Consider the following 26811-nt stretch of genomic DNA (forward strand, 5'->3'; position numbering starts at 1 on the left):
CCTTTTGTCTGTCTGCCACACGGTGCCGACGTCCTGCCCGGCACCGTTTCTGGCGCCGCCTTTCTGCGGAGGGACCCGGCCGCCACCATCCCCGGTCCACATGGTGGGCAGCAGTTGCGCTCATCCACTAGCATGGACCGGTGCAGACATCCCAGCCCGTGACAGTTTCCATTGCCCGCGCAGTCCAGCCCGGCTACCACCGCCAATTCGCTGCCTGGGCGCATGCGGGACAGGAACTTGCCCGTGAATGGCCCGGCTATCTGGGGTCGGGTTGGATCCGCACCTCCCCGGATTCGGATCAGTGGCATGCCCTGTACAGATTCGCGGACTTTGAATCACTGCGGGCCTGGGACGACTCCGATGAACGCCGGTGGTGGATTGACAGTGCCGGCGACATCATGGAAACCACCCGCGTGGAACACCGCACCGGAATTGAGGGCTGGTTTGACCAGTCCGGGGATCAGCGCATCAGCGTTCCCGAGACAGTGGTCCCACCGCGCTGGAAGCAGGCAGTCGGCATCTTCCTGCCCTTTTTCCCGCTGAGCCTCTTGGCCAACTTTTTGCTGCAACCGGTGACCCGTACGTGGCCCTTGGCGCTGGCGGTGTTGTTGTCCACCTGCATCCTCACACCCCTGATGACCTACTTGTTCCTGCCATTGAGCACAAGGCTGCTGCGGCCCTGGCTGCAGGCACCCAGGAGGCCTGCGCGCAGAAACCGTTGACATGGGCCGTGAAGTCCACCCGGCGCTGCAGGTGCTGGGGGAATCATTGCCGCGTGTGCCACGTTTCCCCCGGTGACACCGCTGAATGATCCGCCGAAAGGGAAGCCCTTGATGACGTCCGCACTTTTCAACCCCATCACAGTGCGCAACACCACCGTTCGCAACCGTCTCTGGGTTGCTCCCATGTGCCAGTATTCCGTGGAGAAACGGGACGGCATCCCCACCGACTGGCATTTGGTCCATCTTGGCGCATTGGCTCGCGGCGGTGCCGGCGCCGTCTTTGTGGAGGCCACGGCAGTCGTCCCCGAGGGCCGGATTTCACCGCAGGACCTGGGGCTCTGGAACGACGCGCAGCGTGATGCCTTCGTTCCCATGGTGAACTTCATCCATGGGCAGGGGGCGGCGGCGGCCATCCAGTTGGCCCATGCCGGGAGGAAGGCCTCCACGTACCGGTCCTGGGACCCGCACCGGGGCACCGTTCCCCTGGACGACGGCGGTTGGCCCACCCATGCACCCAGCGCCATAGCCTACCCCGGTTATGCGAGGCCCGAGGAAATGACTGCGGTGCAGATTGCGGCGGTGGTGACAGCCTTTGGTGCCGCTGCACGGCGGGCCGTGCAGGCGGGTTTTGACATGGTGGAGGTTCATGCGGCGCACGGGTACCTGCTGCATCAGTTCCTGTCCCCGCTAAGCAACACCCGCACCGACAACTACGGCGGTTCCCTGGCGAACCGGGCCCGGCTGTTGCTGGAAGTGGTTGACGCAGTGCGGGCCGCCGTGGGAGCGGCGGTGCCCGTGGTGGTCCGTTTCTCTGCCACCGACTGGATCGCCGGCGGTTGGACGGTGGCGGACACGGTGTCTGTGGCACGCTGGGCTGCCGGGCACGGCGCCGACCTGGCCGATATTTCCTCCGGTGGCAACGCCCCGGCGCAGATCCCCGTGGGACCGGGCTACCAGGTGCCGTTCGCCACTGCCGTGCGCACCGGAGCAGGCGTGCCCAGCATTGCTGTGGGACTTATTGATTCCCCCACGCAGGCCGAGAACATCATTGCCTCCGCAGAAGCCGATGTGGTCATGATGGGACGGGAATTGCTGCGTGACCCGCACTTTCCCCTGCGCGCCGCTGCCGCCCTGGGCGTGGAACTGCCCTACGCACCCCAGCCCTATCACCGGGCACCCATGAACTAAGGGGCTGCACCTTGGATCCGCGTGCAAGGATGGATCCATGAAAGCTGCCACCTTAAGCACCTGTGCCCTCGCCGCGGTCCTGGGCGCAAGCGCTGTCAATCATTTGCGGAATCCAGCGTTTTACTACCCTGTGGTCCCGCGGATCCTTTGCCGTGACCGGCCCGGCACTGCCGGGCACAACCGTGGCGGGTACGCACCTTGGGCGCCGTTGACGCGGCACGGCTGGGTCATCGCCTCAGCAGTGCCGGAGGCACTTGGTGCCGTGGGACTTTTGATTCCAGCCACCCGGGGCGCCGCAGCAACAGCAACGGCGCTCATGTTTGCAGCTTTCACCGCCGGGCACGTCGCAGCGCTTCATCATGCCGCCGGCCCGGAGGGAACGGCCAAGTCCCGGTTGATCCACGCGCTGCGGCTGCCGGTGCAGCTGCCGCTGGTGGCCTGGGCTTGGCGTGCCCGCCACGGCTGATTTGTCGGTCATCCCCACCGGCAGCTGCACTGGCCTTGCTCATCACCGGACCCATTCCGGCCATGCTTGTGCTTGGCGCGCTGGAGCTTAAAGCATTGGCGACGGGGTCAGCTTCCACACCCGAGGAACTTCACGTGCTGCGCTCCCGCACCCATCCGGGGCTGCGCGTTCTCTTTCCGCAGGCGAGCCAATTCCGCATGCGCACCAGCGGTCTCGGCGCCCGTTCCGGTTTCACGGGCCCGTTCCGCCGAGACCCACCGGCCCAGCTCGGCCGCGACATGCGCCACCGGCCAAGCCGGAGGCGGGACGCTCCGGCTGATGGGCGGGCGCTGTGCCCCGTTGGCGTTTGCCGTCATGGCGTGCCTACCGGCTGATGCGAAGACCCGCGCCAGCCGGCGCCGCACCTTTGGCTAGTGCACGCTCAGTGACGGTTCGGCAGCGTCGGAGGTGGCAGGGGCACCGGCGTCGGACTTGCCCATGAAGGCCGCCACCACCACGATGCCCAATGACACGCAGGCGGCAACAAGGAAGCCATTGCTCAGACCGTCCGTTTGTGCCGTGATGTCGTCTTGACCTGCGGCCAGGGACGCGGCGGTCCCGGCAGCCATCACGCCCACCAAAAGTGCTGTCCCGGCAGCCCCGCCGAGCTGCTGCAGGGTCGAAAGCAGTGCCGAACCATAGGCGTGCAGGGAGTGGGGCAAGGGGTTCAGTCCGGCCGTGAAAGCCGGGGTAAAGATGAAGGCAAGCGCCACTGACATGAGCAAATGCAGCCCAATGATCATGATCAGGGGGGTGCCGGCTGTGAGCTGCGTGTAGCCGAAGAGGATCACGGCCAGCAGCAGGCCCCCGGGGACCAACAGGGGCCTGGCACCGACTTTGTCAAAGAGCTTGCCCACCAGCGGCGCCAGGAGACCCATGAGCACGCCGCCGGGAAGCAACATGAGCCCGGTGCTCAGCACATCCAGTCCACGCACGTTCTGCAGATACATGGGAAGGAGAATAATGACGCCAAAAAGCGCCAGCATGGCCATCACCATCAGCGAAAGTGCCAGCGTGAATTGGCGGTGCAGGAACGGGCGCAGGTCCAACAGGGCTGCATCGCTGCGCTGAAGCTTCAGCTGCAACATGACAAACGCCAGCAAGGACACCAGCGACACGGCCAGGGCCAGCAGGGCTATTTGGGCGGTGGCGGCGTCCGGGGAACCAATGCCGCTGAGGCCGTACACCAGTCCGCCAAAGGCAGGAATGGACAGCAGCAGCGAGGGCACCGACAACCTTGAGGCGCTGCGCTTTTGATCGGACGGAAGCAGGCGTGAACCCAGTATCAAAGCAATCAGAGCCACCGGCAGGACCAGGAAAAACATGAATCGCCAGGACAAAGAGTTCAGGATCAGGCCCGACAGGGTGGGGCCAATGGCTGGTGCGACAGAGATGACAATGGAGACGTTGCCCATCACGGCACCGCGCCGGTGCGAGGGCACCAAATCCAAGATGGTGGTGATCAGCAATGGCATCATCACAGCCGTGCCCGAGGCCTGAATCACCCGGGCCACCAGCAGCACCTCAAAGCCCGGAGCCAGCCCGGCCAGCAAGGTTCCGGCCGAGAACAAGCCAATGGCAATGAGGAATACGGTGCGGATTGAAAAGCGGTTCAGCAGGAACCCGGTGGTGGGTATCACCACCGACATGGTCAGCAGGAATGCGGTGGCGAGCCACTGGATGGCTGAGGAGGAGACACCGAACTCGTTCATCAAGGACGGCAGCGCCACATTCATGATGGTCTCGTTGAGGATCACCACAAAGGCAGAGACAATCAGCACTGTAATGGTGGTCCGGTCCCTGACGGACATTTTGTCCGCAACGGGGGAGGTGGTGGAAGACATGAAGACCCTAATCAATTGTGGCGAAAAAATATGGCCGGCGGGACGTTTCCCCGTGAAAAGGGCAGCGGCGGCAGGCTTTCAAGTGTAATCGTCAGTTGAGTGGATTTTATTCCTGATGGCAGGCCCTCGGTCCAGGGCCGTTCCCGGACGGAGGGCAGCGGCGTGTTGGACCCCGCCCGTTAAAAGACCGTGCGGTCCAGACGAAGGTGTCTGGACCGCACGGCCGCGTGCCGGGAAGGTCAGGCCTTGTTGGAGCGGCGGCGCGCTCCAACCATGGCCACGAGGCCAAGCAACGGGGCCAGCGCCCCACCGCCAAGGAACGCGGCCGGGCTGGCTCCGCTGGCCGCCAAGTCGCCGGCACCTGTGCCGGGAACTCCGGGCACCACCGGATTTGCCGGGTCCACGGGGTCCACGGGGTCCACCACAATGGGCGGCTCCACGGCAGCCGCCGACCAGGCGGCAAAGCCCTGCAGCGTCCCTTCGGCATTTTGCACGGTCACCACGCAGCTTCCTGCGGACAGGCCCTCAGGGACGGTGAAGCTTGCCTCGCCGGCTGCGTTGCTGCGGACCCAGAACGGTTCGTTCAATGCGGCACAGGCCCGGCCGCGGCCAGCTCCAGCTGGAACCAGTTGGCGTTTCCGCCGTTGGGGGACCAGCGGCTGCTGGAATCGCCGTCGGTTGCCTTGGCTGGAAGCTTGCCGGGCAGGGCCGTCTGTACGCTGTGCGCGGTGGCCGACCCCGTTTTTGCCAGGTTGCCGGGCGCGGAGCCGGAGTGGGGACCACAATGGGTGCCGCCTGGGCGGGGGGAGCGGTGAAAGCCGTGGGTAGGACGGCGGAAAACCAGCCGAGCGCAGCGGCGCAGGCAAGCCCGGCCGTTGTCGTTCTTTTCAATGCTTTCAATCGATTCCTCACTTTATTTCTCTTGGACTGCAAGAGACCTCCGGATGGGGGTGGTGCTATTGGGTGATGAAGCGTTCGACGGCGGTGGCCGGGCGGACCCTTTCGTCCTCGGGAATGTCTCCGGCGAAGGCCAGCCATTGGGCAAACTTGTCCCCGCGTTCCACCAGCTGCCGGTACATTTCACGGCGCATGGTGGCCACGTGCTCCCGGTGGATCGGGACGTCAATGGCATTGTTGAGCTCGTCGGGATCGGCCAGCATGTCGTAAAATTCGTCAATCCCTTCCGGGTTGGCAATGTACTTGAAGTCCTTGTTCCGCAGCATGCGCTGGGCGTAGGGGAAGTGGTGGCCATGGAATTCACACAGGATGTCCTCCCGCCAGCCCTCCACGGCGGCCCCGGTGGCCAGCGGCACCAGGGACCGGCCCTGCACCGCCGAGGGATCGGCCCCGGCAAGGTCATGGAAGGTGGCGGTGAAGTCCAGCAGACTGACGAAGCGGTCCTCGCGGCGTTCCGTTTCCCCGGGCAGGGCCAAGATGGCGGGAATGCGGTAAATGTCCTCGTACATGGCGGGGCCCTTGTCGTTCAGACGGTGTGCACCGGTGAACTCCCCGTGGTCGGCGGTGAACATCACGGCCGTCGAATCGTCAAGTCCCAGCTCGTCCAGGACGGCCAGGATGCGGCCCACCTCATGGTCGATCATGGCCACATAGCCCCAATAGACGGCCGTGAGCTTTTTCCACTCCTCCACCGTGAAGCAGTCGGTTGACCAGTATTCCGCGTACGCCTGCTGCACCAGCGGCTTGCCCTGGAAGGTTTCGGCAAAGGAGCCCGGCAGTTCAATGGTGGCGGGGTCCACCATGTCATACCACTTCTGTGGAATGAGGTAGGGCAGGTGTGGGCCGAAAATGTGGCAGGAGAGGAAGAACGGGGTATCGCCGGCCACGGCACCGGAGGCAAATTCACGCAGCTTGGCGATGGTCTGGTCGGCCAAGAACGCCTCGAACGTGGCCTCCGTGGGCTGGTCGGTGACTCCGGCAATCAAATGCCCCTGGCTGCCGTCGGCCCGCGTGGTGTAGACGGGGGAGGAAATCCTGAATTCGGGATGGCCGTTGGCCGCCAGCCAGTCCTCATAGCCGGGATCATCAAAGACGTTCAACGCCCCGGGCAGGTGGATTCCTTCAAAGCCGAAGTGTTCCGGACCCCGCTCCCGCCCCACATGCCACTTGCCCACGTGCCCCAGCCGGTACCCCTGTTCAATGAGCGCCGCCGAGAAGGTCGGCAGCCCCTCAGGCAGTTCCTCCCGGTGGCCGGAGTTCCATTCGTAGTTGGCCAGGAGCCCATGCTCAAAGGGCTGCAGTCCCGTCAACAGGCTGGCCCGTGCGGGGGTGCAGATGGCCGTCGGCGTGTAGGCCCGGTCAAAGGTGGTTCCGCGTGCGGCCAAGCGGTCCAGGTTGGGGGTGTGCAGGGAGGTGTTGCCGTAACAGCCAAGGGTGTCGATGCGCTGCTGGTCCGTCATCAGGAACAGCATGTTGTGTCGCTGGGCGGAGTGGTTCATTGCAGGCATGGGGACTAGACCGCCGCGGTGCCGGTGTACAGTTCGGCGTTGTAGAAGGTCTTGGAATCCGTGGCCGCAGGGATCTTGCCGTCCTTTTGGAACTGCTCCTGCAGGCCGTCGAGCCAGGCGTGGACGGTGCCTTCGGTGGAGAGCGTGGCGAGTTCCTCGGAGGTGAAGAGCTTGGCCACGCTGGCCTGTGCCTCCATGTCCTCCTTCTTCAACTTGAGGAATGCCGCCGTCAGTTCAATGGTCTTGTCCTGGTTGGCCTCGCGGAAGTCGTTGGCGCCCTTGACCACCGAGATGAACGAGGTGGCCAGGTCCTTGTCCTTTTCCGCACGCCCCGGGGCGGCCACGAAAGTGGAGGGGAACGTCAAGGTGTCAATGAAGTCCTCATTGGAGAACAGCTCCTCCAGGTCCGGCTGGCCCTTTTTGGCGCTGTCGATCAGCGGGTACCACAAGGCGGCGCCGTCCACCTGGCCGGCGGCGAAGGCTGCCACAATGGCGGGCGGCTCCATGGCGGTGACTTCAAAGTCATCCCGGCTCAGGCCCTCTTTGGCCAGGGCCAGGCTGAACAGCTGGTCGCCGGAGGTGCCGGTGGGGACGGCAAGCTTCTTGCCCTTCAAATCCGCCAGGGACTTCATGCCGGGTTGGGCAATGATGCGGTCGGCGTTGGAGACGGAGTTGACGGCCCAGATTTCGGCCTTGCCGGAAGCGGGCAGCCAGAGGGCGCCGGAACCGATGTACACCACGTCGACGTTGTCGGTGCCAAGGGCCTGGATGCCGAGGGGACCGTTGGTGAAGGGCAGGTATTTGGGCTTGAGGCCGGCCTTGGCCCAGTACCCCTCCTCATCGGCAACTGCCATGAGGGCGGCTCCGTTGTAGTCGGCAATGTAGCCGACCCTGATCTCAACGGCTTCCTTGGCGGCGTCGGAGGAACCGGCGTCGTCCGTCTGTCCACCGCAGGCGGCCAGAAGGGAAATGGCCGCGGCGCCCAGGGAAAGCTGGAGGACGTTGCGGCGGGAAATGGGCTGGTTCATGGTGTCTCCTGACAAAGGGGTCCCCGGGGCGGGTTGGAACGGGGATGGCTAAAAGGTGTGAAAACGGGGTGTCACTGGTGGGCCTCGGCGACGCCGGGCTGGTGGTAGACCGCTTCCCACACCTGGGCGCGGAGGCGGGCGAATCCGTCCGACAGGCGCATTTCCTCGGTGCGGGGGTAGGGCAGGTCAATTTTGATTTCCTTGTAGATGCGCCCGGGGCGGGCCGCCATCACAATGACGCGGGAGGCGAGGAACACGGACTCGTCCACATCGTGGGTGACGAACATGACCGTGCGCCGCTCCTTGGTCCACGTGGCCAGGAGCTGCTCCTGCATGTGCACGCGGGTCAGGGCGTCCAGGGCGCCAAAAGGCTCGTCCATCAGCAGGATCTCCGGGTTGACGGCGTAGGCGCGGGCAATGGCGCAACGTTGCTTCATGCCGCCGGAAAGCTCCTTGGGCAGTGCCTCGGCGAAGCGGGTCAGGCCCACGAGCTCCAGGTAGTGGTCAACAATGACGCGCCGTTCCTTGGCGGGGACCTTTTTCAGTTCCAGCCCGAATTCCACGTTCTTGCGCACGGTCAGCCAGGGAAACAGCGCGTACTGCTGGAAGATGACGCCGGTGCGGGTGCTGGGGCCGTGGACCTCCCGGTCGTCGACCATGACGCGGCCGCCGGTGGGGTCAAGCAGGCCGGCGGCTGCGTTGAGCATGGTGGATTTGCCGCAGCCGGACGGGCCCACCACGGTGACGAATTCGCCGTCGGCAATGTCAAGGTTGACGCCGTCGAGCGCCGTGAACGTGGTGCCTGTGAGGGTGAACTCCTGGCGGAGGTCCTGGAAACGGATCATGGCTTGTTGGGTTTGCGTTGTCATGGTTGTTCCTTAGCGGCGTTCTTGCCAGCGGGTCAGGTGGGCTTCGATCATCAGCAGCAGGCGGTCCATAAGCAGGCCCAGGATGCCGATGACGACGACGTTCACCAAGATGGTGGGCATGTCGTAGAACTGTTGGGCCTGCTGCATGCGCATGCCCAGGCCATTAGGGGCGGCCAGCAGTTCGGCGGCCACCACGGTGGCCCAGCCGGCTCCCAGGCCAATGCGCATGCCCACCAGGATGAACGGCGAGGAGGCGGGGATGACGACGCGGCGGAAGATGACCATGCTGCTGGCGCCCAGCACCCGGGCGGCGTTGATGAGCGTCTTGTCCACGCTCACCACACCCTGGTACGTGGAGATCACGCAGGACAGGAAGGCAGCCAGGAAGATCACGAAGATTTTGGGGGTTTCGCCAATGCCCATGGTGACCATGACCAATGGCAGGAGCGCCAGCGGGGGAATGGTGCGGAAGAACTGGACCCACGGTTCAATGATGGCCCTGCCAATTTGGTACCAGCCCATGAGGAAGCCAATGGGCACCGCGAGCAGGCTTCCCAAGATGAAGCCGCTGAGGACGCGGGCCAGCGAGGCTCCGGTGTCTTCGGCCAGGGTGCCGTCGGCAAGAAGTTCGCCTCCGCGCTTGAGCACCTCCAGGGGCCCGGGCAGACCCCCCAGTCCCGCGGCGGAGAATGCGCTCCAGGCCGCCAGGCCCGCCGCCACCGAGGCGACGTTGATGGCCAGCAGTGTTTTGCGGTTGAATTTGCCGCTCTTGGGACCTGCGGGCTTTTTTGCCTGCGGGGCGGATTCTTTGGGTGGGGTGGATTGTGCCGCTTTAAGTGCGCCCGCCGGACTGCCGGTGGCCACGGGCGGAGTGATCGCTGTGGTGGTGTCTTTTGCTGCCATGCGTCAAAGATATGGCATGCATCACAAGACGTCAAGGCTGTTTACATAAGTCGTTGGGAAAACGATTTGCCGGCCTGAATGGCTGACTTGTGCCGACACATTTCCGGGCGTATGCCCCCGTGGCCGCGCCCTCCCTGCGGCAGCGGACTGCTGTCATGGGCACTGCTGTCATGGGCACTGTCAGACGGCGCTCCCACGGACGGCCGGGCGGAACAACTACTACATGCCGCCGGGAAACGTCCAGTGCTTCAGGGCCATTTGGGCGGCGCCGTCGCTTCCAGTCGTGGGGGAGTAGCTTGCGGTGGTGATGTCAATGTCCCGCTGCCCCAAGCCCAGCCTTTGTCCAGCCAAAGCCTTCCGCAGGGGATGAAGGAGGGGTTCGCCGAACTGGGAGAGCTCTCCGGCAATCACAACGCGGCGCGGGTCAAGAAGAACGCAGGCATTGAGCACCGCCCGGGCCAGCAGTTCACCCGCCCAGTCCACAATGTTGCTGGCAATGCCATTGCCCGCCGCCGAAGCAGCAGCCAAGTCGGCAATGGAGGCAAAAGCCTGGCCCCGGTGCGCGGCTTCGACCAAAACGTTGGCCTCGTTGAGGAACACCTCGAGGCAACCGTGCCTGCCGCACCAGCACAATGGACCGGCGTAGTCCACGCTGAGGTGCCCCAATTCACCGGCAATCCCGTGGCTGCCGCGCTGCAACGTGCCATTGCTGACGATGGCCGAACTGACGCCGGCCGACAGCACCACGTACAGGAGTTCCCCACTTCTTTTGCCGTACGCCATGGCGGCCAGCCGGATGTTGTTGTCCCACAAGACCGGCGCCTGCAGCACCGTCCGCAGCGGATCCAGCGTGACCCCTTCCGGATCGCTTTGCCGCTCATCCCCATCAGCCAGCGAGGCCGGGTTGGCGTGGCGCGTTGCCACCCCCACCCCCATGCCAATGACTGTGTGGGGGTTGATTTTTCCGGCGGCAATGAGGCTTTGGAGCAGGGTGGCGGACTGCTGGATCTTGGCATCCAGGGAGTCCGCGCCACCGGTGCCGTGATGCTCGCGGTGCACGGGCCGGCCGTCGAAGCCCAGCACGGTGACACTGATGCGGCGCCGGCCGAGCTCAACGCCCACGGCCGCCCCCGCCTGCGGGTTGAGCGTCAGGACCTTCGTGGGACGGCCATTGCGCCCCGCCGCGTAGTGCTCTTGGCTTTCTTCGCTGAGCACCCCGCGCTGACGCAGCTCGCCCACAATGGCGGACAGGGTGGTGCGGGAAAGTTTGGTGTCGCCCTCCAGCTCACGCCGGGTGCGGTTTCCATGCGCCACCACAGAGTTCAGGACCCGCAGTTCATGACGCCTGCGCACAGCCTGCAGGGCGTTGTCATCCGGTGTCAGCATTGGCCCGCCTTCGCTTGTGGAAAGGGGCGCCGGTGAATGCGTTTCCCCTGCCTCCATTATGCAAGGCGGAGGCACAGTTATGTAAAGGCTGTTATTTTTACTCGCACAGCGGCTTATTCAGCACCGTGCCGCCGCAATGAAGTCAGCAATCAGCGCGCTGTCCTTGGTTCCACGGACGGTTTCCACCCCGCTGGAGACATCCACGCCGTGGGGCCCCACCACGGCGGACAGCTCCGCCACGTTCCCCGGCGTCAGTCCACCAGCCAGCAGCCAGAATCCCCGGGGGGTGGCACCCGCCAGCAGCGCGGGGTCAAAGGCAACGCCAGCGCCGGGCTCCACGGCGTCCAACAGGACCCGTTGCTGATCCCACGCGAGCCTCTGAGCTTCGGGGAGCCCCCGGTAGGCCTGGATGGAAAAGGCACGCAGCGTCTGGAAACCTTCTGCCTGCAGCTGGGCAATGTCCGTCAACGGCTCATCCCCATGCAGCTGCACAGTGCTGACTTGTGCTTGACGGGCCGTGGCGATGACTTCCCCAAGGGGTTGGTTGCGGAACACCCCCACCGTCTCAACGCCGGGGGGAACCGTGGCGGCCAGATCGGCCACCAGGTCCGCCGTCATTGTCCGTACGCTCCCCGGGGCGAGAATGAAGCCCACGGCGTCGGCTCCGGCGGACACTGCCGCGGCCACCGTTTCCTGGGTCTGCAGGCCACAAATTTTGACATACATGCGTACGTTGATTCCTGACTGGTTGGCGGTGCCCCGCGGCGAAACGGAGACAGGGGAGCTGCTGCCATGTTACCCGGGGCGGAATGCGCACCGCGACACGTAGGGGTCAGGAAAAAACAGCCCCGGCCATGGCCCACAGCACATACGCACTGACGGGAATGGCAAACAACCACTCGCGGACGGAACCGGCATTGCCGAGCAGGGGAAGGGCAATGTTGCCGCTGGGCCGCCAGAACCTTTGCAGCAGCGGCATTTTCCGCCACCACCGCGGAGGCCGGATGCGCAGCGGCCACAACAGGTTGCAACCCCCCGTGGTGAGCATGTCTCCCAGGATATGCGCCATGACGCCCAGCCCCATGGCCAGCGGAAACCAGTATTCCTCCTGCGGTGCGAAAAGGGTGACAAAGGCGCCGACGGCAATGCCCAGCAGCCAAGGGAATTTGCGCATGGTGTCAGGAATGAACTTCAGCACCTTGGCGGCAAAGGAAACCAACAGCACGGCCAGCATTCCGGCTCCCGGGAAAATGGTGCCGTAGTTGGCCCATTCCACAGTCCACATGCCTGCGAGCGCGGCTATGGCTACGAACATGGCCAACCCGAGAATCGAGTGTGTCCCGTGGCGGTGGCCACCGGACATTTTGCCAATGTGAATGCACAAAATGTTCGACAGCGGCGGCAGCGAGTGGGCAATCGTGGCGTTGCGGTGGTCGGCGTCGGGAACCAGCGCGGCGCCTGCGGTCACCAACGCACCGGCCACAACAGCCGTAGGGGTCAAATCCAGCAGACCCATCCCCACCGTGATCTTTTCCGGCAGGGCCGGGAATGTTTCGGCCAGGCGGGCCAGTCCGACGTCGAACCGGGTGGTCATTGCCAGCCATACGGCGGCGCCGGTGGCGGCGTGGTGGGGTCCCATCATGGGGCACGTCCTTGCATCGTTGGGTTCCTTGTTCTGATCCCGCAATACGTGGACAAAACCTGCTTCCCCAAGCCTAGAGGGAGGCACTGACATGGTGCGCGGCAGTGCCCGTGCGGCGTCGCTCACGCCCACATGGCGCCGGGCCCAAAACCATGACCCGGCGGCTAAGCCGAAACAGCGTGCCAACGTTGGAAAAAACCCGGGCAATGGCGCCCTGAAGTTCGACGCCGTGGACCGTCACGGGAGCTGCCACGCCGGGATTGGCCAGTGCCCGTGCGGCCATGAACTGTGCCGGACGCCCGTTCAGAACCTGGAAGCCCGAAATGGGTCATCTGCCCCATGCGCCCCACCCGGCCCGGCCTTAAGCTCATCACACCATGACAAGGAACCACCACGTGAGAAGGAGCCCACCATGAGAACCACCGCACAAGAGTCCGCAGCCCGTGCGGAATTTGCTTCAACATCGGAGCCCGACGACGCCGAACAATTTGCCGGCTACGCTGTCATGGGTGTGCCTTTCAGCACCGGCCATTATTTGGCATTTCGGCGGTTTCCGGCGAGCTCCATCGGTCCCGGGTACCAGGCCGTATGGCTGCGAACCCCTGACGGGCAATGGACAATCCACGCTGATGCCCCTCCCGAACTCAGCTGCGCCAGGTACTTTGGCAAAGCCCTGAAGGAAGCCCGGCAAACCCCCGTCCTCACCGCGTGGACCAGCCCCTGGAACCTGACCGTGACGGTGCCCGGGGCCGTGTCCTGGGAGCTGGAGATGAAACGCAGCTGGACAACCACGGCTGCCACGGCCGTTGCCCAGCACATGCCCGCACCGCTGTGGCACAAGGACGGCGTCTTGAAGCTCATGGGCCGGCTCATGGGCCCGGCACTGGGCACAGGATCCATGAACTTCACCGGCCACGTCCCCAATGGCCAGTCATTTCAAGCCAAGCCGCTGCGCGTCTGGTCCGTGAGCGGCAGCCGGGCAAACATTGGCGGGCTCGACGCCGGGACACCGCAGGCGCTCGCGGTCCAGGACCGGCTGGAGGACTTCTGGCTTCCGCAGCGGGGATTGTTCATTGCAGAGCTCAGCGTGCGCTTCCCCTCAACCACCGCAGCCGCCTCGACGGCGCCCAGCCCGAAGGCAATGCACACACATCCGGAACAGGAAAGCCGCGCATCATGAGGGATCGTAAAGTCCTTGCTTGAATCCCGCGCCTGGGGGCCTGCAGGGGGCTTTGTGCCGCAGACGTCTGCCCCAGGGCTACGCGCCCAATGACGCCAAGGTGTTGAGCCTTCCGCAAGGATTTGATGCTGCGGCGCGGCCGCCGACCCGCGGCAGTGGGTCCGTGGACCCTGCCGTGGCTGCTGCAGGTTGAAACTGTCCAGCCATGCCGGCCCGCCTGCTAAAGCCACAGGGTTCTGGCCGGTCCCCGGCAAGGCCCCGGCGGTACACTTGAGGTGTGGCTGAACAAGGTTCGGGCAAATTTCACAGGCCTCCTGCGGCTGCGCAACCCGCGGGAGCCGCGTTGCGGGATGGCACCGACCCCACACGTCCGGAAATTCTCGCAGCCCTGTCACTGGCCATTGACCTGGGTTTGGGACAGCCCATGGAACACATGCTGCGGGCTGCACTGATGGGGATGCGCATCGCCGATCTCATGGACGTGGGCCAGCTTGCCCGTGAACACATCTACTATGCCAACCTGTTGGCCTGGATTGGCTGTCACGCAGACTCCTTTGAACTGGCCGGGCTCTTTGGGGACGACATCAGCTTCCGTGCCAACTACTACCTCATCGATGCCCACGGCTTGCCCATGTTTTCGCTGATGCTCGGCCACACAGGTGGCGGGCTGGGGGCATGGCAGCGCACTGCCCGCCGTGCCCGTTTCGCGGTTACCGCAAAAGCCGCTGTCACGGAGCTGATCCGCTCGCACTGCACCTCGGCCGGCCAACTGGCCCACCGGGTTGGTTTGGACCAGGCCATGCCGGAAATTCTCCGCCACACCTTTGAACGTTGGGATGGCAAAGGCCTGCCGGCCGGCCGGGCGGGAGCCGAAATTCCCCTGCCCATGCGGATAGCGCAGCTTGCGGACACTGCGGAGGTGTTCCTGCGCACCGGCGGAGTCGGTGCGGCTGCCGCCACCATAAAGGCGCGTCGGGGCACGCAGTTCGATCCAGATCTGGCAGACCTGTTTTGCGAACACGCGCAGGATTTGTCAGCGGGCCTGCTGGAACTGGATCCCTGGCCGGCTGCGCTCGCGGCCGCGCCGGACCACGCCCCATTGAACGGGGAGGATCTGGACTCAATCCTGGCAGCCGTTGGTGACCTCGCCGACCTCAAATCCCCCTGGACGGCTGGCCATTCCCTTGCGGTTGCTGCGTTGGCGGCGGCGGCTGCGGGGGAGTGTGGCCTCAAGGCCGCCGACGTCGAGGTGCTCAGACGTGCCGGATGGGTCCACGACCTGGGCCGGATGGGTGTCTCCAATGCGGTGTGGGACAAGGCGCTGCCGCTGTCCTCGGTGGAACGAGAGCGCCTGCACATGTACCCGTATCTCAGCGAACGGATTTTGGGGAGGGTGCCGGGAATGCGGAGGGTGGCCGTGGTGGCGGGCGCGCACCGTGAACGCCTTGATGGCTCCGGCTATCCCAACGGACTGGCCGGCCCCGACCTTGATGCAGCCCAGCGGATCCTCGCTGCGGCCGACGCCTATCAAACATACCTGGAGCCCCGGCCGCACCGCGGGGAAATGACGCAGCATGCCGCGGGCCAGTACCTTTGTGGACAAGCACGGGCCGGTCAGCTCGACAAGGACGCCGTCAACTCCGTCCTTGTTGCCGCCGGCCACAGGAACGCCCGGCGGCGCACCCCGCCGTCGAAGCTGACCGGCAGGGAGCTTGAGGTGCTCAGGCTGTTGTGCCGGGGAATGAACAACAAGGACATTGCGGACGCGCTGTCCATTGCCCCCAAAACGGCACGCAACCACGTGGAGCACATTTACCACAAGATCGGTGCAACCAACCGGGTCTCCGCCACGCTTTACGCCTTGGACCACGATCTGTGGGGCGGGTTTGGCTAGGACCTTCAGCCCGCCAGGACGTCACGTCATTGGGACCGCACCGGTTTTTGGCGGGCCGGTTGTTCATCTGCCACCGGGCTGCAACTTTTCCCTCACCCGTCCATGGCGGCCGGCAGCTCCAATGAGGCACACTGAAGGCAGTTGTGCACCGATCCCCTCGGGAAATTCAAGGAGAAAGCCATGACGTCGACTTCCGGGCCTCCCCCCGACCAAGCAAGGGGGTTTTCCCCGGATCTGGGCAAGCCTGCATTGAGTGCCCTTCAAGCCGCGGGGATCAAGGGCTACGAAGACCTCAGCGGCTGGTCAGTGGCGGAACTGCTTGCACTGCACGGTGTGGGGCCAAAGGCGATCCGCATTTTGGGCGCTGGACTGGCGGCCAGGAACGCCTGTTTCGCCCCTGGCCCGCCCGTCAAGCAAAGCTGACTCAGCGGCTGAGCTTGAGCAGCATTTCAATGGAGCCGGTGTCCTCGACCTGCACGAACCCCAGGTTGGGTGCCGCAATGCCAAAATCGGCGAAGGCCAGCGGGATGGTCCCTTGGACCTCAACGTTGGCCCCGTTGAGCTGCGCCGTGAGTTGGGCTGTCACCTCCTTGGTGACACCTGCAATCGTCAGTTCGCCGGGGGCCATGACAGAGAGGGGTCCGCTGCCAATGGCTGCAATGTCCACCGCCTGGTTCAGGGTGAAGGTGGCGGTGGGAAATTCAGCCGTCTTTAAGATGCCTTGAAACTGGTTGTCCCGCCTGTCATTGTCGGTCTTGACGCTGGTCATGTCCACCTCCACCGCAGCGGCCGTGAGCTTGGTGCCTTCCACGGTCACGGTTGCGTTGATCTGGCTGCTGCGCCCCACCACGGTGACATTTTGCCCGTTGAGCACTTCATCAACCCGGTACCCCGCCTGGGAATCCCCCTGGGTCTGCCATGTTCCTGTCAGTGCCGCACCGGACGTGGCGGCATCCGTCCCGGGGTCCGTTGCTGCGGGGGAGCTGGGAGTTGAGAGCGCCAATTCCTCCGGCGCCTGCTCATTTTGCGCATTGGCGTAAAGGATGCTGCCACCCCAGACCGCCGCGGCCGCCAGCACCAGTGCCGAGAGGATGATGAGCCATTTTTTGCGCATAGTGAGTTCCCTTGTGATGTTCCCGCTGTGGCCTTGCTGGCCGGAGCTACAACTTTTCCAGCGCCGGCTGGGGAGACGCTGGGAGCCCCGCAGTGGCTCCACTGCGCCGAATCTCCGAAAAATCTCTCGCCGTCTCCGCCGTCAACCCGCAGATGACGTCCCTTTGAACGTGGCAAAGCAGCATTATCTGCGGGTTCGCGGCAGGGCGGGGTGGAATACTGGAGTTTGCTGCTTGGCAGAGTGCCAAACCACCGCGACTTTAGGGGAAGCCATGTCCACGCTTAAGGAAAAGTTGAAGACGGACGTCGTCACGCATATGAAGGCGGGGAATAAGACCGCCCTCACCACCGTGCGCAATGTCCTGGGTGAAATTGAAACGAAGGAAAAGGGTGGGAAGACACCTCTGGACTTTGACGATGCCCAGGTCACAGCCCTGCTGCAAAAGGAAGCGGCCAAGCGGCGGGACACGGCGGCCATCTACAGCCAGGCCGGGGAGCTTGGCCGTGCCGCAGCTGAGATTGCCGAGGCGGAGGTCATCGAGGCCTACCTGCCCACGCCCCTGTCGGCGGATGAGGCGGCGGCAATTGTCGCCCGTGTCATCGCGGGCTTGGAAGCGGATGGGGGCAAGCTCACCCTGCGTCAGATGGGAGTGGCCATGAAAGCGATAACACCTGAAATCGCCGGCCGCTTTGATGGCAAGGCAGTGTCGGAGATGGTCCGCAGCCGCCTGCAGTGATCCTTCCCTGCAGGCCGCTTGAACTTAAACCCCTGAATTGTTATTCGAAAAAGGAACCATGATCAACCTCAAACAGGACTCCGACGGTTGCATCCGCATGGGCAGGCACTTTCCGGCCAGTGTCACCGTGGCCATCGCCTTCTCCGACGGCACCACGGGGGAGTACTCCGGGCGGCGCCTGAACGAACTCTACGACCAGGCCGTGGCCGCCTACCGCCTGGGCAACAACTTGGACGCCAAGGGATATGACCGCAATGACAAGCGGATCCACCGCAGAAATGGTGTGGATCTTGTTCCCGTCATTGCTGGCATGGCGCCTTGATGGCAGGCTTGTTACTCCACCATGTGGACAATTAGGGGTGGTTCCGTAGGGTAGGGGGAAGAGGCAGGCCCGACCATCTCATGGCCAGCCGTCACTTCGAAAGGTCTCACCTTGTCAGTAACGACCCTCATTCCCCTCATCATTGGGCTCGGCGTTTTGGTGGTGCTCGTACTCATTGGTGCCGTCATCTCCCGCATGGCCCTGCACATCGCCAGCCCGGACCAAGCCTTGGTTATTTCCTCCAAGGACAACAAGTCACAGCCTGACCCGAACAGCCAGCGGGTGGTTTTTGGCCGGATCTTCATCAATCCCTTCACCCAGCGCGCGTACCCGCTGTCCCTGGCCTCGCGCCAGGTGTCCTTGAAGATTGAGGGCATTTCCAAAAACGGCATCAAGCTCCACCTCACGGGTGTGGCCCAGGTCAAGGTGGGGGGCGACGCGGAGTCGGTCCGCAAGGCCGCCCAGCGTTTCTTGAACCAGCAGGATGCCATTGACCACTACACGCAGGAGACCCTGTCGGGTTCGCTGCGGTCCATTGTGGGCACGCTGACGGTGGAATCGATCATCAAGGACCGCGCCACCTTCGCCAAGAGCGTGAAGGAAGAGGCGGAGCATTCCATGCACAACCAGGGCCTGGAGATTGACACTTTCCAGATCCAATCGGTCGATGACGAGACCGGCTACCTGCGCAATCTGGGCCGTCCCGAGGCTGCCCTGGCTGAGAAGAACGCCAAGATCGCCGAAGCGCAGTTCCTGCAGGAAGCCGAACAGGCACGGGCCATCGCCGACGAACAGGTCGCCTTGGCCCAGCAGCAGCTGATTATCAAGCGTGCCGAGTTGAAGGAGGAGGCCGACGCCCGCCAGGCCCGCGCGGATGCGGCCGGTCCGCTGGCCGCCGCCGAACAGAACGAACAAGTGATCATCCGCGACCAGCAGGTGGCTTTGCGCCGGGCGGAATTGCGTGAACGTGAACTTGACACGGAGGTCCGCAAGCCCGCGGACGCCGAAAAATACCGTCTGATCCAGCAGGCCGACGCGAAGCTGGAAGAACGGCGCCGGGCCTCGGAGGCCGCTGAAATTGAAGCGACCGTGGAACTTGCCAAGCGCAAGCTCACGGCCGAGGGTGACAGGGTGGCGGCCGAGGCTGACGCCGCCGCCAACACCGCCCGGGGCAACGCCGAGGCTGCGGTCATTGAGGCCCGGGGACGGGCGGATGCTGCGGTCATTAAAACCAGGGGCCAGGCCGAGGCCGAGTCCACGGAGGCGAAGGGCGTGGCGGAGGCTGCCGGCATTGCCGCGCAGGCGGAGGCCTACGAGAAATTCAACGAAGCTGCCATCCTCAGCCGGGTTTTGGAGGTGCTTCCCGCCATGGCGCGGGAGATTGCCGCCCCCATGTCCGCGATTAAGGACATGACGGTGATCTCCAACGACGGCGCCAGCCAGCTGAGCAGGAACGTCTCCGACGGCGTGCAGCAAACCACCCAACTGATCAAGGACTCCACGGGTCTGGACATCATTGGCCTGCTGCAGGGCCTGGTCGGTGGCAACGGTGCGGACCAGTCAACGGTGCCAGCCACGTCAGCACCGGACACCGCCTCCAGTGACGGCCTGGAGTCCATCAACCACGTGCGCTGACCACCACCGGCGCCCCCTGCCGCCGCATGCTTTTCCGTCATTGCTGTTGCACCGGCACTGACGGGAAAGCAGGCGGCGGCCTTGCTTTAAGCGCCACAGGCGGCGGTTGGCAGCATAGGCTAAAGCCATGACTACCCATTCCAGCCTCCTGTATGAGCTGCCCGGACACACGGTGCGCCGCACGGTGGTGTCCACCATGTCCAACAACGTGTACTTGATCACGGCAAAGGCAAGCGGCGCCCAGATCCTCATTGACGCCGCCGACGATCTGCCCGCCATCCAGGCCCTGCTGGACGATGCGGCAGATGATGCCGCAGTTCCCGCCCGTCTCTGTGCCATTGCCACCACCCACAGCCACTGGGACCACGTACGCGCCCTGGCTGCCCTGGTGGACCAGACCAAGGTGACCACCGCCGCCGGCGCGGAGGATGCTGCCGGCATTGCCCAGCAGTGCGCCGTGGCGACCGACCGCCCCCTGCACCACGGCGAGAAGCTGGTGGTCCCGGGCCTTGAAGTGACAGCGGTGCATTTGCGCGGGCACACTCCCGGTTCCATGGCCTACGTGCTGGAGAGTGAAGATGCTGCTGGCGCACGCGCCGGTGAAACCTTCATTTTCAGCGGCGATTCACTGTTCCCCGGGGGTGTGGGCAACACCGGCGACGATCCACAACGGTTCACCAGCCTGCTCCAGGACGTCCAGGCGCGCCTTTTTGATGTCTATGAGGACTCCGCGCATGTTTTGCCCGGCCATGGCGACCCCACCACCTTGGGCACCGAACGCCCGGCGCTGCCGGCCTGGCGCGAGCGCGGCTGGTGATGTGCCCCGCTGCACGTGGTGATCGGCAACGCGCTGGGTTGTCAGGGAAGTAAGGCAGTCCTGGAGAATACAGGCGGATCACAGGCCAGGCCGGATCATAGGCCAGGACGCCCACGGGCCGCGGCCGAACCGGCCGCGTGGCTTGCCAGCCACCGGCCTTAGAGCTCTTCCTGTGCCAAGGCTATGATGCTTGCGGGAGTTTCGCGGTTCAAGCGCCTGTCCAGCGTGACGCGGAGCCGGGCTGCGGCAACCCCCACTTGGCGCTCCGGCGGGGAGGGCTGCGCATTTTGCCCGGTGGCCTGCTGCGCTGCGGGGGCAGCTTCAGGGCCTTTGACCTGCCGGCCGGAGGCTGCTTCGGGACCCTTGGATGCTGATGCGGATAAAGTCATGGTCCAAACACGCCTCCCATTGCCGTTGCTTCCATTGTGGCCCTGAACGTTTTGGCAGTCCACTTTCCGTGCGCGGCCATCAGCGGTTTACGGGTTCTTTTCAGGGTCCAGCCCGGGAATGCCCTGCGCCACGATTTTGGACATGCTTTCAAGCATCTCCAGCTCTTCGACGGGGGCCAGTTCGCTGCCGGCCAGGGTGCCCAAAGCCACCAGTCCCAGTGCCCGCGAGGAGGGGTCCTTATCCAGGGCGTGGTCCAGCGCCCACTGGGTGCGGCCGTCGGCGAGCTGTTTTTGTTCCAGGGCCAGGGCGTCCGCCCGGGTCTGCTGCTTCAGGGTCCTCCAAGCAATGACAGCGGCCAGCACGGCACCAAAAAGCACGAACAGGGGAGTCCAGGCCGACGCCACCTGCCACCATTGCGCCGGGCCGGAATGCAGGAACACCTCCACCGGGACCGGTGCAGGCGCCATGCCAGGGGTGGTACCGACGGGAGGTGATGGGACCGGCAGGGACATCATGGGAAAAGGATAGGCCACCGGGGCGCGATCCGGAATGTTGGGACGGGGTACACGTGCCTCTTGACTGCTCCCGCTTGCTTCGCCCACCCGGGTCCGCCGGGCGCTAGGCTTGGATCCATGTACTTTATTGTTGTGAAATTCAATGTCAAGCCCGCGTATGTGGACCAGTTCATGGAACTGGTGGCGCCGTTTACCGAATCAACCCGGGCCGAGGCCGGCAATCTGTGGTTTGACTGGTCACGCAGTGTGGAGAACCCCCAGGAGTTCGTGCTCATCGAGGCCTTCCGCGACGACGACGCCGCAAGCGCCCATGTGGGCAGCGCTCATTTCAAGGCCGGCCTGGACGCGATGCGCCCGGCCCTGGCCGCCACGCCGAAAATCATCTCGCGCAAGGTCGAAGGCAGTGATTGGGACAGCATGGGTGAACTGCAGATTAGCTGACTGCCGTGCCTGACGCAGCTGCCGCCTCGCTTCCCGGCGGCCACTTTGACCTTGGTACGCTGGGGCAGGGCCTGGTTTTTGCCCAGTCGCTGCCCACCCTGGCGGCAGCGTTGGAAGCCGCCGGACGGGACGCTTCGGCGCCGGCCCTGGTGGTCCAGGCCCCGCCGGGCACCGGCAAGACCACCCTGGTCCCGCCGCTGCTCGCCAACGCCCTGGCCGCCACGCCCACGCAGCGCATTTTAATCACCCAGCCGCGCCGGGTAGCCGTGCGCTCCGCCGCCCGCCGCCTCGCGGCCCTGGACGGCTCCACCCCCGGGGGCACGGTGGGCTACTCCGTGCGCGGTGAAAGCACCACGGGCACCAAAACGGTCGTGGAGTTCCTCACTCCCGGGATTCTGCTGCGCCGGCTCCTGCGGGACCCGGAGCTGGCGGGGGTGGCCGCCGTCGTCCTGGACGAGGTGCATGAACGCGGCCTGGACACCGACCTGCTGCTGGGCATTCTGGGGGAGGTCCGTGAACTGCGGGGGGACCTGACCTTGGTGGCCATGTCGGCCACGCTTGATGCCGTCCGCTTTGCGCAGCTGTTGGGAACGGACGACGGCGCGTCCCCGGCACAGGTGGTGGACTGCCCCGCCGCGCTGTTCCCCCTCACGGTGCAGTGGGCACCGTCCCCTGTGCCGCGCCTGGATGGGCGGGGCGTCAGCCGCGCCTTCCTGGAACACGTGGCGGACACGGCGGCGCAGGCGCAGCGTGCGGCGGTTGCTGCGGACCCGGGGGTTGATGTGCTGGTCTTTGCTCCGGGGGCTGCGGAAGTGTCCCACATTGCCGCCCGGCTGGGTATGGCGCTGCCCGGGGTGGAGATTCTGCAGCTGCATGGCCAGGTGCCGGCGCGGGAACAGGACCGTGCCGTCTCGGGGCGGAAGCCCGGGGATGCCCTGCGCGTCATTGTGTCCACCTCCCTGGCCGAATCCTCGCTCACCGTGCCCGGCGTGCGTCTGGTGGTTGATTCGGGACTGTCACGGGAACCGCGCCGGGATGCAGCCCGGGGCATGACGGGCCTGGTCACGGTCTCCACTTCAAGGGCCGCAGCCGAGCAGCGGGCCGGACGTGCCGCCCGCCAGGGCCCCGGCACGGTGGTGCGTTGCTACGAGCAAAAGGCCTTCGCCGCCGCGCCCGCCCATCCGACGCCGGAGATTGCGGCGGCCGACCTCACCCAGGCGGCCCTGACGCTGGCCTGCTGGGGGACACCGGCGGGTGTGGGGCTGCGGCTGCCGGATCCGCCCCCGGCGCAGGCCATGGCGGCCGCCGTCCAGGCACTTGCCACCTTGGGGGCCGTGGATGCGAAGGGTCATGCCACGGCCCTGGGCCGCACCCTGGCGGACATCCCCGCCGATCCGCGCCTGGCCCGGGCCCTGCTCGTTGGCGCGCCGGCCGTCGGTGCCCGGCGCGCGGCTGAAATTGTGGCGGCGGTGGCAGGGGATGAACGTGCCCCCGGCGCGGACCTGACGGCGCTGCTGTCCTCCCTGCGGTCGGCGTCCGGGCCGCACGCCAGGCGCTGGTCCCAGGAGGTCCGCCGCCTGGAGTCCCTGGCAGGACGCCGGGACGGTGGGACACAATCACAGCCGCCGGCGCAGGCAGTAGCTCCGGAGGACATGGTGGGATTCGTGGTGGGGCTGGCGTTCCCTGACAGGGTGGCCAGGCTGGTCCCCGGCACCGGCGGCCTCCAGTACCTGCTCGCCTCCGGCACCCGCGCCGGGCTTCCCGCCCACAGCTCCCTGGCCGGGAACGAGTGGCTGGCAGTGGCCGAGGCCGCCCGCGCGCAGGGACGGGACGCTGCCGGAACAGGTGCCCTGATCCGGGCCGCAGCCCCCCTGGATCAAACAACTGCGGAGGCCGTGGCGGCCCCGCTGTTGCAGGAAACGGTCTCGGCCACCTTCACCCAGGGCAAGGTCACCGCCCGCCGCGAGCGCAGACTGGGCGCCATGGTGCTGGCCTCCACCCCCGTGCGCCCCACGGCGGTCCATGGGCGGGAGGCCGTTGCCGCGGCGCTCGCGGACGGCGGGGCGGGCATGTTGATGTGGTCGGCGGGGGCTGATGCGCTGCGCCGACGTTTGGCGTTGCTGCACCGGGAGCTGGGTGCGCCGTGGCCCGATGTCAGTGATGCCGCGCTCATGGCACGCCTGGGTGAATGGCTGGCCCCGGAGCTGGAGGCGGTGGCTGCCGGACGGGACCTGGCGGGCATCTCCCTGACGGAGCCGCTGCGGCGGCTGCTGCCCTGGCCGGAGGCGGCGCGGCTGGGGGAGCTGGCACCGGAGACCCTGGCCGTTCCCAGCGGCTCCAACATCCGGTTGGAGTATCCGGACGTGCACGACGGCGGTTCCCCCGTGGCCGCCGTCAAGCTGCAGGAGTGCTTTGGGCTGGCTGATTCGCCGCGGCTGGTCCAGGGCACGGTGCCGGTGGTGTTTCATCTACTGTCCCCGGCCAGGCGCCCGCTGGCCATCACAGCCGATCTTTCCTCGTTTTGGAGCGGGCCCTATGCGCAGGTGCGGGCGGAGATGCGGGGCCGCTACCCCCGGCATCCCTGGCCGGAGGATCCCTGGACGGCGACGGCCACCGCCAAGGTCAAAAAACGCAACTAGGCCTTGCCACGGAGCGGTGCGGGTCCTATCCTTGCCCGGAGGCCTGCATCGGGAAGGCCACTGAACATTGGAGGTGGCCATGTCCGGCATTGGTACGTGTCTATGGTTTGCAGGGCAGGCCGGGGAGGCCGCCAAGTTCTATGTGGACGTGTTTCCCAACTCCCGCATTGAGGGGATCAGCCGCTACCCGGACACCGACGGCGGTGCGCCCGGCGAGGTTTTGTCCGTAAGTTTTGTGCTGGATGGACGGGAATTCCGGGCCATGAACGGCGCAGAGCGCAACGCGTTCACGGAAGCTATCTCCTTTGAGCTGTGCTTTGCCACCCAGGAGGACTTGGATGAGCGGTGGTTTGCCCTCACGGCCGACGGCGGCGAGGAGGGCAGGTGCGGGTGGCTCAAGGACAAGTTTGGGGTGTCCTGGCAGCTGGTGCCCACCATGCTGCCCCAGGTGCTGGGCGGGTCCAATGCCGAAGGTGCGCAACGGGCCATGCAAGCCATGTTGGGGATGCACCGCCTGGTGATTTCCGAGCTGCAGGCCGCGTACGACGGTTGAGTGCCGGGCCTTCGGATTGATGCCCTCGCCGCCGGGGCTAGATGTATTTGAGGAAGCGTTGGGGCGCGTCCATGAAGGCCCGCCAATTGCGCACCAGCTCCAGCTCCTCCCAGCTGTTGGCGCGCAGCCCCCAGGATCCCACCTCGTAAATGTCGGCGCCGGGCAGGGATGCCAGCAGCGGGGAGTGGGTGGACAGAATGACCTGGGAGTCGCCGTCGTCCAGCAGCTGCGTCAGCACGCTCAACAGCGACAGGCAGCCGGAGAAGGAAAGGGCTGATTCGGGTTCGTCAAGAACCCACAGCCCGCCGCCGCGGAACCGGTCCACAATCAGCTGCAGAAATGACTCACCGTGTGACATGGCATGGAAGTCGTTGTCAGGCCGTCCCATGGAAGGGTTGTCCTCCAAGTAGGTGAAGAAGCCATGCATGGTCTCCGCGCGCAGGAAGTAGCCGTACTTGCTGGCTCCGGCGTTCCGGACCACCTTCAGGTAGGCGTGGAGGTCAGACTCGGTGGGGCGGCTGTGGTGCATGGCGTGGGTGGAGCCGCCTTCGGGATTGACGCCATACGCCATGGCGATGGCCTCCACCAGCGTTGACTTGCCCGAGCCGTTCTCGCCCACCAGCACCGTGGCGCGGCCCAGGTCCAAACCCTCGTGCAGCAGTTGCTGCACGGGGGCCAAGGTTGCCGGCCAGACGTCGGGGTCCAGGGAGTTGAAGGTGTTCCTGCCAATATGGCGGATGGGGGTTTGGCCAAAAATCATAAATGCAGCCCTTTACTTCAATGGGGGGTGTGCCGTGGCCGTAATGCCATACTCGAAACATGGCCGTCTCTTTTAGCTGCACCACTTACAGCAGTATGCCTCAAATGGAGCTTTTTGACCTGTCCCGCAGCATTGATGCGCACCAAGCATCCATGGCGCAGTCACGCGAAGAAGCCGTGGGGGGGGTGACCTCCGGCCTCATCTCCCTGGGGGAGGAAGTTTCCTGGCGGGCCCGGCATTTTGGTGTGCCGCTGCGCATGACGAACAAAATCACACAGATGCAGGTGGGGGAGTCGTTTACCGACGAGCAGCTTCGGGGCCCCTTCAAGCACTTCCGCCATGTCCATCAGTTCAGTTCCCACGCAGGCATCACCACCATGGTGGACCACGTGCACTTTGCTGCCCCGCTGGGGCCGCTGGGGCTGCTGGTGGAACGGCTGGTCCTCGCCAAATACCTGCGCAGGCTCATTGAGGAGCGCAACCGCTTCCTCACCGGCATCACACCCTAGTTCGAACACAGTTTCTAACTCGATTTTTCAGCCGCCAACCAAGCATTTTTACCGCAGGGACCGCAAATAGCGGCGCCGCACAACCCGTTGGGCCAGCAGCAACAGCGGAAACACGGCCCCCCATGGCTGTTGAGGCGCAAAGCGCGTCAAGGAACGCCAACCCGGGACACGAACCACTTCGATGAGCCGGCCCAGGCGCCGCAGGCCTGCTACCTCGGAGGCCCTGACGAGATCGCCGAACGCATTGTGGACCTCTATGGGCATCTGAGCCACATGCGGCACGTTCTGCAAACGGACATCGGCGGCCCGCCGCGCGAGCACTCCCCGGAATCGATCACCCTACCGGCCACCGAGGTCCAACCCCGCCTCGAGCGGCCCCTACAGAACCTGTACACGCCGGAGAGCCAACAAGTTCCCAACCCAACAATAATGCCGGGGAACGCGCTGGCCTGTGCAACAACCACCATCGCCTTGCCTGCCGGCCACGTCAAATAACTGGCAGGCAAGGCGATACGTGGTTCCACGAGGTGTTGACAGAAAGCCTGACGAGCGGCACATCCGGGTACGCACTTCGAATCAGGATGCGCAGTTGAAGTTTGAAGGGCCGGTCACCGTCGGGGTGCACCAGCAAGACGTGTACGCCCATCACAGCCCCGGAACGCCTCTCCGGCGACCGGACGGCCTGGGATGAAGAAACTCCCGGACCCTGCCGCGCTGGAACACCGACCCAACATCGATGACGCATTCAAATTTC

Annotated in this window: 28 protein-coding genes; 14 read left to right on the forward strand and 14 right to left on the reverse strand. The window is 65.1% G+C overall.

Features of this window, described 5'->3' with window-relative positions; translation table 11 throughout:
- The first annotated feature begins 140 nt into the window (after window positions 1-140).
- The 3 genes from ACFUCV_RS06570 to ACFUCV_RS06580 all read left to right on the forward strand — a co-directional run bounded on the left by ACFUCV_RS06570 (window position 141) and on the right by ACFUCV_RS06580 (window position 2376).
- A complete protein-coding gene (locus tag ACFUCV_RS06570; RefSeq protein WP_380813641.1) occupies window positions 141-722 on the forward strand; it encodes an antibiotic biosynthesis monooxygenase in 582 nt (193 codons plus the stop codon).
- A gap of 111 nt (window positions 723-833) precedes the next feature.
- Window positions 834-1910 (forward strand): NADH:flavin oxidoreductase/NADH oxidase, encoded by a 1077-nt coding sequence (locus ACFUCV_RS06575; protein WP_380813644.1) that lies wholly within the window; start codon window positions 834-836, stop codon window positions 1908-1910.
- 37 nt (window positions 1911-1947) lie between these two features.
- Window positions 1948-2376, forward strand: coding sequence for a hypothetical protein (locus ACFUCV_RS06580; RefSeq protein WP_380813647.1), 429 nt, complete (start codon window positions 1948-1950; stop codon window positions 2374-2376).
- Between the two features lie 410 nt (window positions 2377-2786).
- Here ACFUCV_RS06580 and ACFUCV_RS06585 read toward each other — a convergent pair whose 3' ends face one another.
- From ACFUCV_RS06585 to ACFUCV_RS06630, 10 genes are all read right to left on the reverse strand, one after another.
- The gene (locus ACFUCV_RS06585; protein ID WP_380813655.1) at window positions 2787-4259 is read right to left on the reverse strand and encodes a DHA2 family efflux MFS transporter permease subunit; all 1473 of its coding nucleotides are present in this window, start codon (window positions 4257-4259) and stop codon (window positions 2787-2789) included.
- 239 nt (window positions 4260-4498) lie between these two features.
- Entirely contained in the window at window positions 4499-4846 is a 348-nt protein-coding gene (locus ACFUCV_RS06590) for a hypothetical protein (protein WP_380813660.1), read from the reverse strand.
- 369 nt (window positions 4847-5215) lie between these two features.
- Window positions 5216-6715, reverse strand: a complete 1500-nt coding sequence (locus ACFUCV_RS06595; RefSeq protein WP_380813665.1) for a sulfatase-like hydrolase/transferase — start codon at window positions 6713-6715, stop codon at window positions 5216-5218.
- Window positions 6716-6729: 14 nt separating this feature from the next.
- Complete coding sequence (locus ACFUCV_RS06600; RefSeq protein WP_380813668.1) at window positions 6730-7752, reverse strand: aliphatic sulfonate ABC transporter substrate-binding protein; 1023 nt, start codon at window positions 7750-7752, stop codon at window positions 6730-6732.
- A 71-nt stretch (window positions 7753-7823) separates the two neighbouring features.
- Complete coding sequence (locus ACFUCV_RS06605; protein WP_380813671.1) at window positions 7824-8621, reverse strand: ABC transporter ATP-binding protein; 798 nt, start codon at window positions 8619-8621, stop codon at window positions 7824-7826.
- 9 nt (window positions 8622-8630) lie between these two features.
- Window positions 8631-9524, reverse strand: a complete 894-nt coding sequence (locus tag ACFUCV_RS06610) for an ABC transporter permease (protein ID WP_380813674.1) — start codon at window positions 9522-9524, stop codon at window positions 8631-8633.
- Window positions 9525-9743: 219 nt separating this feature from the next.
- Window positions 9744-10910, reverse strand: coding sequence for an ROK family protein (locus ACFUCV_RS06615; protein WP_380813677.1), 1167 nt, complete (start codon window positions 10908-10910; stop codon window positions 9744-9746).
- A gap of 117 nt (window positions 10911-11027) precedes the next feature.
- Entirely contained in the window at window positions 11028-11636 is a 609-nt protein-coding gene (locus tag ACFUCV_RS06620) for a phosphoribosylanthranilate isomerase (RefSeq protein WP_380813680.1), read from the reverse strand.
- A 106-nt stretch (window positions 11637-11742) separates the two neighbouring features.
- Entirely contained in the window at window positions 11743-12552 is an 810-nt protein-coding gene (locus ACFUCV_RS06625; protein WP_380813683.1) for a metal-dependent hydrolase, read from the reverse strand.
- A 73-nt stretch (window positions 12553-12625) separates the two neighbouring features.
- On the reverse strand, window positions 12626-12835 hold the full coding sequence (locus ACFUCV_RS06630) for a hypothetical protein (RefSeq protein ID WP_380813686.1): 210 nt from the start codon (window positions 12833-12835) through the stop codon (window positions 12626-12628).
- A 129-nt stretch (window positions 12836-12964) separates the two neighbouring features.
- On the opposite strand from ACFUCV_RS06630, the gene ACFUCV_RS06635 reads away from it, so the two are divergent.
- From ACFUCV_RS06635 to ACFUCV_RS06645, 3 genes are all read left to right on the forward strand, one after another.
- Window positions 12965-13732, forward strand: coding sequence for a hypothetical protein (locus ACFUCV_RS06635; RefSeq protein WP_380813688.1), 768 nt, complete (start codon window positions 12965-12967; stop codon window positions 13730-13732).
- A 277-nt stretch (window positions 13733-14009) separates the two neighbouring features.
- Window positions 14010-15626, forward strand: a complete 1617-nt coding sequence (locus tag ACFUCV_RS06640) for an HD domain-containing phosphohydrolase (protein ID WP_380813690.1) — start codon at window positions 14010-14012, stop codon at window positions 15624-15626.
- Window positions 15627-15806: 180 nt separating this feature from the next.
- Window positions 15807-16049, forward strand: coding sequence for a hypothetical protein (locus ACFUCV_RS06645; RefSeq protein WP_380813692.1), 243 nt, complete (start codon window positions 15807-15809; stop codon window positions 16047-16049).
- A gap of 1 nt (window position 16050) precedes the next feature.
- Here ACFUCV_RS06645 and ACFUCV_RS06650 read toward each other — a convergent pair whose 3' ends face one another.
- On the reverse strand, window positions 16051-16740 hold the full coding sequence (locus tag ACFUCV_RS06650; RefSeq protein ID WP_380813694.1) for a YceI family protein: 690 nt from the start codon (window positions 16738-16740) through the stop codon (window positions 16051-16053).
- A gap of 271 nt (window positions 16741-17011) precedes the next feature.
- Here ACFUCV_RS06650 and ACFUCV_RS06655 point away from each other — a divergent pair, with 271 nt between their 5' ends.
- The 4 genes from ACFUCV_RS06655 (at window position 17012) to ACFUCV_RS06670 (ending at window position 20250) form a co-directional block, all read left to right on the forward strand.
- Window positions 17012-17476 carry a GatB/YqeY domain-containing protein gene (locus ACFUCV_RS06655; protein ID WP_380813697.1) on the forward strand — a complete coding sequence of 155 codons (465 nt, stop codon included), beginning with the start codon at window positions 17012-17014 and terminating at the stop codon, window positions 17474-17476.
- A gap of 58 nt (window positions 17477-17534) precedes the next feature.
- Window positions 17535-17798, forward strand: a complete 264-nt coding sequence (locus ACFUCV_RS06660) for a hypothetical protein (protein WP_380813699.1) — start codon at window positions 17535-17537, stop codon at window positions 17796-17798.
- Between the two features lie 111 nt (window positions 17799-17909).
- A complete protein-coding gene (locus ACFUCV_RS06665) occupies window positions 17910-19433 on the forward strand; it encodes a flotillin family protein (protein ID WP_380813702.1) in 1524 nt (507 codons plus the stop codon).
- A 127-nt stretch (window positions 19434-19560) separates the two neighbouring features.
- A complete protein-coding gene (locus ACFUCV_RS06670; protein WP_380813705.1) occupies window positions 19561-20250 on the forward strand; it encodes an MBL fold metallo-hydrolase in 690 nt (229 codons plus the stop codon).
- A gap of 158 nt (window positions 20251-20408) precedes the next feature.
- On the opposite strand, the gene ACFUCV_RS06675 is transcribed toward ACFUCV_RS06670, so the two are convergent.
- Both ACFUCV_RS06675 and ACFUCV_RS06680 read right to left on the reverse strand, forming a co-directional pair.
- Complete coding sequence (locus tag ACFUCV_RS06675) at window positions 20409-20639, reverse strand: hypothetical protein (protein WP_380813708.1); 231 nt, start codon at window positions 20637-20639, stop codon at window positions 20409-20411.
- A gap of 87 nt (window positions 20640-20726) precedes the next feature.
- On the reverse strand, window positions 20727-21107 hold the full coding sequence (locus tag ACFUCV_RS06680; RefSeq protein ID WP_380813710.1) for a hypothetical protein: 381 nt from the start codon (window positions 21105-21107) through the stop codon (window positions 20727-20729).
- Window positions 21108-21272: 165 nt separating this feature from the next.
- Here ACFUCV_RS06680 and ACFUCV_RS06685 point away from each other — a divergent pair, with 165 nt between their 5' ends.
- The 3 genes from ACFUCV_RS06685 (at window position 21273) to ACFUCV_RS06695 (ending at window position 24788) form a co-directional block, all read left to right on the forward strand.
- Window positions 21273-21596, forward strand: coding sequence for a putative quinol monooxygenase (locus ACFUCV_RS06685; RefSeq protein ID WP_380813713.1), 324 nt, complete (start codon window positions 21273-21275; stop codon window positions 21594-21596).
- Between the two features lie 5 nt (window positions 21597-21601).
- Entirely contained in the window at window positions 21602-24235 is a 2634-nt protein-coding gene (gene hrpB / locus ACFUCV_RS06690) for an ATP-dependent helicase HrpB (protein ID WP_380813716.1), read from the forward strand.
- 79 nt (window positions 24236-24314) lie between these two features.
- Window positions 24315-24788, forward strand: coding sequence for a VOC family protein (locus ACFUCV_RS06695; protein ID WP_380813719.1), 474 nt, complete (start codon window positions 24315-24317; stop codon window positions 24786-24788).
- Window positions 24789-24825: 37 nt separating this feature from the next.
- Here the strand turns inward: ACFUCV_RS06695 and ACFUCV_RS06700 are convergent, their stop codons facing one another.
- A complete protein-coding gene (locus ACFUCV_RS06700; RefSeq protein ID WP_380813722.1) occupies window positions 24826-25548 on the reverse strand; it encodes an AAA family ATPase in 723 nt (240 codons plus the stop codon).
- 104 nt (window positions 25549-25652) lie between these two features.
- On the opposite strand from ACFUCV_RS06700, the gene ACFUCV_RS06705 reads away from it, so the two are divergent.
- The gene (locus ACFUCV_RS06705) at window positions 25653-26057 is read left to right on the forward strand and encodes a cyclase (RefSeq protein WP_380813725.1); all 405 of its coding nucleotides are present in this window, start codon (window positions 25653-25655) and stop codon (window positions 26055-26057) included.
- Window positions 26058-26811: the final 754 nt, after the last annotated feature.

Origin of the sequence: Specibacter sp. NPDC057265 (assembly GCF_042668835.1) — a bacterium.
In the GTDB taxonomy this organism is placed as follows: domain Bacteria; phylum Actinomycetota; class Actinomycetes; order Actinomycetales; family Micrococcaceae; genus Specibacter.